This window comes from Streptomyces sp. NPDC001787 (assembly GCF_040297465.1).
Taxonomy (GTDB): Bacteria; Actinomycetota; Actinomycetes; order Streptomycetales; family Streptomycetaceae; genus Streptomyces.
This window is the reverse complement of the sequence record NZ_JBEOZE010000044.1, coordinates 63,279-69,514: the sequence shown is the minus strand read 5'-3', so window position 1 is coordinate 69,514 and position 6,236 is coordinate 63,279. Positions and strand designations below refer to the sequence as shown.

General features: G+C 71.1%; 6 protein-coding genes. All 6 read right to left on the bottom strand.

Annotated features, from left to right (window positions below):
* The coding region (locus ABT170_RS37260) for a glycoside hydrolase family 15 protein (RefSeq protein ID WP_351875091.1) at window positions 1-1,239 on the bottom strand (1,239 nt) is incomplete at its 3' end.
* Between the two features lie 86 nt (window positions 1,240-1,325).
* Complete coding sequence (locus ABT170_RS37255; RefSeq protein WP_351875088.1) at window positions 1,326-3,503, bottom strand: DEAD/DEAH box helicase; 2,178 nt, start codon at window positions 3,501-3,503, stop codon at window positions 1,326-1,328.
* Window positions 3,493-3,792: a hypothetical protein gene (locus tag ABT170_RS37250; protein ID WP_351875085.1), complete on the bottom strand. Its 300-nt coding sequence runs from the start codon at window positions 3,790-3,792 to the stop codon at window positions 3,493-3,495. Before ABT170_RS37250 ends, ABT170_RS37255 begins: the two co-directional genes overlap by 11 nt.
* Before the next feature lie 64 nt (window positions 3,793-3,856).
* Window positions 3,857-4,726, bottom strand: a complete 870-nt coding sequence (locus ABT170_RS37245) for a hypothetical protein (RefSeq protein WP_351875082.1) — start codon at window positions 4,724-4,726, stop codon at window positions 3,857-3,859.
* Between the two features lie 118 nt (window positions 4,727-4,844).
* Window positions 4,845-5,639, bottom strand: a complete 795-nt coding sequence (locus ABT170_RS37240; RefSeq protein ID WP_351875079.1) for a helix-turn-helix domain-containing protein — start codon at window positions 5,637-5,639, stop codon at window positions 4,845-4,847.
* Entirely contained in the window at window positions 5,636-6,208 is a 573-nt protein-coding gene (locus ABT170_RS37235; protein ID WP_351875076.1) for a hypothetical protein, read from the bottom strand. The genes ABT170_RS37240 and ABT170_RS37235 overlap by 4 nt, the downstream gene beginning before the upstream one ends.
* Window positions 6,209-6,236 lie beyond the last annotated feature (28 nt).

Sequence of the window (6,236 nt, the reverse complement as noted above, 5' to 3'; positions counted from 1 at the left end):
GTCGACCGCGACCCACGCCATCACCTTGGAGTGCACGAAGTGCCGGCGCGGCCCGCGCACCTCCCAGATGCCCTCGTCGGGCTCGAACCAGTGCTCCTCCAGATGACCGATGAGACGCAGCCACCACGCGGTCGAGGAACTGTTCAGATCCAGACCCGCCTGCCGCGCGAGGTGAAGGAACTCGGCCACCTCCCCGTAGACATCGAGCTGGAGCTGGTTGGCCGCGCCGTTGCCGACCCGGACCGGGCCGGAGTTCTCGTAGCCGGGCAGCCAGTCCAGCTCCTTTTCGCTGAGTTCCCGCTCCCCGGCGATCCCGTACATGATCTGCAGGGCCGCCGGATTCCCAACTGTGCGCAGCAGCCAGCCAATCCACGCATGTGCTTCTTCACGGCAGCCGGTGCGCAGCAGCGAGGAGAGGGTGATCGCCGCGTCCCTGAGCCACGTATAGCGGTAGTCCCAGTTCCGGGACCCGCCGATTTCCTCCGGGAGCGACGTGGTGGGCGCGGCGACGATCCCGCCGGTCGGGGCGTAGGTGAGGGCCTTGAGGGTGATCAGTGAGCGGACCACGGCTTCGCGGTAGGGCCCGTGGTACGTGCACTGTTCGACCCAGTCGCGCCAGAACAGCTCGGTCGCCTCCAGGGACCCCTCGGGGTCCGGAAGCGCGGGCGGCTGGTGGTGCGAGGGCTGCCAGCTGATCGTGAACGTGATCCGGTCCCCGGGTGCCACGGTGAAGTCGGAGTACGTCGTCAGGTTCTTGCCGTACGTATCGGCCTCGGTGTCCAGCCAGACCGAATCCGGGCCCGCCACCGCGACGGTACGGGAGTCGACCTTGTGGACCCAGGGGGTCACCCGGCCGTAGCTGAACCGCATGCGCAGCTCCGAGCGCATCGGCACCCGGCCGCTGACGCCCTCCACGATCCGGATGAGCTGCGGTGCGCCGTCACGCGGCGGCATGAAATCGGTCACGCGTACGGTGCCGCGCGGGGTGTCCCACTCCGATTCCACGATGAGGGATTCGCCGCGGTAGCGGCGCCGGTCCGCGGATGGCGGCTCGGCTCCCTCCGCCCGCGCAGGTCCCAGACGCCAGAAGCCGTGCTCCTCGGTGCCCAGCAGTCCTGCGAAGACGGCGTGCGAATCGAAGCGGGGTAGGCACAGCCAGTCCGCTGTGCCGTCCCGGCAGACCAGGGCGGCGGTCTGCATGTCTCCGATGAGTGCGTAATCCTCGATGCGGCGGCTCATGGTGTCCTGATTCGTCGTGGGCGTGGGGTGTTGGTCTGTGTCAGCCGGACTGGCACACGGTGCGGGGACGGGGAGCGGGTTGTGGCTCAACGCTGTCCCCGGTCTGCGTCCGGTGCGGGGGGCAGGGCGTCCAGGGACCGCAGATCCGCGACCCGGTTCGGGGGGAGCCGGCCGTCCTGGTGCGTGCGTCGGGCGTTGCGCAGCCAGGTCCTGACGCTGATCTCGTGTGGGTGCGCGGTGCGCAGTGCGGCGGGTACCTTGACGTGGCCGTGCTCGGTGTGGAAGGCCCGCAGGGCGGCGAGGGCCTGCTGATAGCGGTGCTCCTCGGCGTTGCGGATGAACCCGATCCGGTCCAGGTCGGCCACGACCTCTGGGGGTGTGCCCGGGATCCGCTGGCGGACGTTGGACACCTGTACCCCGAGACGGCGGGGGTTCTTGCCGTCGGTCACCCAGGTTCGGGGGATGTCCAGATGGCCGAAGCGTGCCTTGAAGGCGTGCAGGTCCGCGAGGAACTGCATCCAGAAGGGGTCCATTTCCCACACCATGCCGATGGCATCCAGCCGGGTGACGGTCCCGGAGTCCAGACGGCCTGCGCGCCGCTTCAGACGCAGTGCCTTCACCCTGGTCCCGATCAGGGTGCCGGTCGGGACGAGGAGGTCGGGGCGCAGGACCCCGGCGCGCTGGTTGCGCCGCTCGCGGACGATGCGCGCGCCGAGCGGGTATCCGGACGGGGTGACGCAGCGGTCCGGAATGTTCAGGTCCCCGTGCTTGTCCCGGTACCAGGAACAGGCGCCGAGGAACTCCTCCCACGAGTCGGTCAGCGACCGTACGGCCTGCACGGTGACGGCGTCCGCGAAGCCGGGAGGGACGGGGACACCGGACAGGCTGAGCCAGTCGGGGAGTTGGCCGCTGCCCGCGTACTGCTGGGCTCCCATGTCGTAGCGGTGCCTGCGGAGCCTGCCGGCGAAGTCCTCGTCGTGGGACGCGAGCGCGGCCACGACCTGCCATACCCCGTCGAACGCCGACGAGGCCAGTGCCGCCTGCGGGTCCTCGCCGGACGCGAGATGGACGGGGATCAGGATCGAGGCGACCTTGTCCGTGCGGCCTCCCAGCCGCAGCGCCCGGCCCACGGCCTGGACGATGTCGATCGCCGAGCTCCGCGGGGTCATGAACGCCACGCCGTCGACCGCGGGAATGTCGAGGCCTTCGCCCAGCATGCGCGCGTTGGCGACGACGGCGAGTGAGTCCCCGTCGTCCCTCAGCAGGCTGTGGGCGGCGTGCCACTGGGCCGGGGTCTGTTTGGCCTGCACCCAGTCGGCGCGCACCGGGTACGGGGCGCCGTCCAGCAGGGCCGCGGCGTCGGGGAGGGTCGTGGCGAACCACCGGGCGTCGGCCACCCGGGTGTGGAACGTGATGATTTTCCGGAGGCCGCGGTCGCGGGCCGTCCGTAGCAGGGCGAGCTGTGAGGCCAGCATCGTGGGCGACACGGCCCGCGGGCCGGCGTCCAGGAAGGGCCCGGCTCCGGGGCGGCGTGCGGTGGCTGTGTGGACGTCGTCGTCCGTGATGACGGAGACGACGGCCTCGTACGGTGCGAGAAGGCCCAGGCGTCTGGCCTCGCCGAAACTCATACGGTACGCCTGCGGGCCGAACACCGATGTGTCGTCCATGCTGATCGTTCGCGTGCTGCCGTGGAGGACCTTGGGGGTGGCCGTCAGGTAGAGGCGCGCGACCCCGGGGATCCGGCTGTCGTCGTGGACGATGGCCCAGGACTTGTTCTCCGCCCCGGTGGTGCGGTGCGCTTCGTCGACCGCGATGAACTGGGCGGGTGGCAGACCGAGTTCATGGGCGCGTGCCACGACGGGCAGGCTGTGGTAGGTCGACAGGATGGTGATGCGCGGCGACTCGCGGTGGATGTCTGCCAGGTGCTGGGCGTCGGTCGTGACGTGCACGCGGTCGCCGAACAGCCGGCGGTGGTCGTCCAGCAGCCGCCGGTCGGAGCACACCGCCACGACGGTTCCCAGAGCCTGTGGCCCGAGGTAGGACTCCCACTCGCGCAGCGTCTGGTCCAGCAGGCGCACGTACGGGGCGGTGAACAGCACCGACCCCTCCGGGCCGGATGTCCGGCGCAGGACGTCCGCCGCGACCCGCGTCTTCCCCGTGCCGCAGGGCAGTACCACGCTTCCCCGCCCGCCGAGTGCGAGCGCCTCCGCGGCGGCATCGGAAGCCGCCTGCTGGTGCGGCCACAGAACAGAACTATCGGACACGGGCGCTCCTTTCGGACTGGACCGGGACCGGCCGGGCGACTACGTAGAAGGCTGAACCGTGGGACCCGTCGGGCCGGTGGGAAACCACACCGGCCTCGTCGAGCTGCTGCAGAGCGCGATGGACATCACCGGACGTCTCGTGGAGGCGGAGGGCGATGACGCCCGCCGGCACGGCATAGCCCGGTCTGTAGTTCCGGCTCTCCAGGTACCGGCGCACTGCCCGTACGAGATCATCGGACGGGCCCGCGCCGGGCGCGGTGGCAGCGGGCTGGGCTATCGGCGTGCTCAACAGGATCCTTCCGTTGGGTGTGTGGTGCGCACGGGGAGGGTCGGGGCGGGTGCGCCCGGTGCGGTCACCGGCGCAGGGACGAGCCCTGCCGGGCGGGGGTGGCGAGTGCGTTGGCGAGATCGGTGAGCGCGATCGCCAGGACCGTGAACCGGTACAGACGTTCGTGCAGTGGTACGTCGACGGTGGGCAGGTCCCGGCAGGCCGTGGCACGGGCGGCGGCCTCGCGCAGGCGGGAATCCTGGTGCGGGGATTGCTGGTCTGCCCGGTCGTAGGCCTTGCGGGCGACGCGTGCCAGGACGTCGTGTTGCAGGGTCTCCTGCCGGGTCATGTCCCGTGCGGGCAGGCAGGCGCCGTATCTCCACCGTTGGAGGGCGGCATCCCGGGTGGCCTGGATGTCCGGCCTGCTGAAGGGTGCGCTCAGCCGCTGCCGCGCCGGGTCCTCGCGGGCGGTCGCCAGCAGCCGCTGAGGCCATTGCTCGGCGGGAAGGCCGCCCGGCGGCTGCGCGACGCGGGGAAGGGTGCGGTCGGTGAAGTGCAGGATGCCCTGGTCGGCGAGCAGGCCCAGAGCTCGGTTCACATCGGCCGGTGTGGTGAGGAGGATCCGTGCGAGTTCATCTCGCAAGGGCGTACGCGTGCCGGGTGGGTAGGCGCCCTGGCCGATCATGGCGCCGAGCAGCTGTGCGGCGCGGTGGGCGGTATATCCGTCCGGGCGGTCGTCCGGGACGTACCAGCGTTCTTTGACCGCGTCGATGGCGTCCGTTCCGGCCAGATGGTCCAGGGCCAGGCGCAGGTCGGAGGCGGCGTGGTCCGTGCAGCCGGTCAGGCTCGTGAGGGTGAGGCGGGTGCCCGGTGTATAGAGGCCGTCGGCGATCCGGGCGAGGATCTCGTCGGCGGCGTCCAGGTAGGTGGGCTGGGGCTGTGTGGCGGATGTCATGGGAATTTGTGGCTCTCGTAGGAGGGTGGGGACAGTCGCGGCGGCTGTGATCAGAGCGCCAGCACGTGCGGTCGCCCCCCGTGGGCGAGGACTTGGGTGCGGGTGGGGGTACCGGACATCACTGTGGCCGCCCGTGGGCGGGCTGAGCGGCCCAGGTGTGTTGCCGGGCAGCCTGTTCGAGCAGGGCGAGGGAGGACGGCGGATCGGTGGTGTGGAAGGCGTCGTCGATCCGGGCCGACCAGGTGCCGGGCCGGTGGTAGTCGACCCAGTCGGGACCCGGCCGGGCCAGGACGCGTCCGGTGGGGAGGGTCATCTCCACGAGGTGGCCGGGAGGCTGCGGAACCGGGTGGTCGGCCGGCACGATCCGGATCTCGGTGCCGCTGTCCACCAGGTGCAGCAGATGGTGCAGTTGCTCGGCCATGACGGCGGGTGTGCCGCTGCCGCGGTCGATCACGCGTGAGTCCAGGATGTAGACGGTGTCGGCGGGCGGGGGCAGCGGGGCGCCGGGGAGCTGGGTGGAGTGCTCGGCGACGGCCTGCGCGTAGTGGGGGGTCTGCACGGGAGGCGGGAGCAGCAGTGTCGACAGCCACCGCACGCTGCCGGCCTGGCGCGCACAGGCTGCGAGACGGTGTGCGTGGCCCGGTTCGTCGTCCCGGACCTCTGTGTCGTCTGCGGTGTGGAACGCCAGGAGGCGTTGCAGGGCCCATGCGTGTCCGAACCGGTAGAGGTCGGCCAGTGTCGCGATGGTGGCGGGGGCGACGCGGTGGGTGCCGTCCTCGATGGCGCGAACGGTGTCAGGGCTCACGCCGAGGAGAGCGGCCGGCTCCTCGCGGAGCATGAATCGTCGTCGGCGCGCGTCGCGCAGGATCGCGCCCAGGACCGTTGCGGCGTGGTGCGGCGTGCTGTCTGTCATGTCCGGCCCCCGGGCTTCCGGCAGGGGGAGGGGCAGGTCGGTGCGTGGGGAGCCGGGGTGGGGGTGATGGCGGTCGTCCCGTCGTGGGTGCGGGGCCGGGCGCGGCCGGCCGGGGCGGGCTCCCGGGAAGCGAGCCCAGTGAAGTGCAGGCCGCGCGGCCCGAGCACTTCGCCCTGCAGCCGGCCGACCTCGGCGAGGAGGTCGTTGAGCAGCTGCGCCGGGAGATGTGCGCCGTCCTTGGCGGACTCGGTGATCACCTGTTCGAGGTGGCCGGTGGTTGCCTCGCTGCGCAGGATGACGGAGACGACTCCGACGGTGACCGCGGACACCAGCGTCTGGGCGTCGATGTCGCTGATGATCAGGATGCTGCGGGCCTCGCTGGTTCTTTTGATCCGGCGGAGGGTGACCAGCAGTTCCTCGTCGATGGTGGTGGCGAGCACGACCGCGATCTGTGGTGGTGGCGTGTCGGTGTCCGGTGTGAGACCGGTCAGCTGTACGGACGCGCACTGCCTCAGCTGGTCGGTTATCCCGGCCAGGGAGATCGGATCACTCCGGGCCTCGACGGCCACGCGGATGCGTTCAGTGGGTGAACCGGTA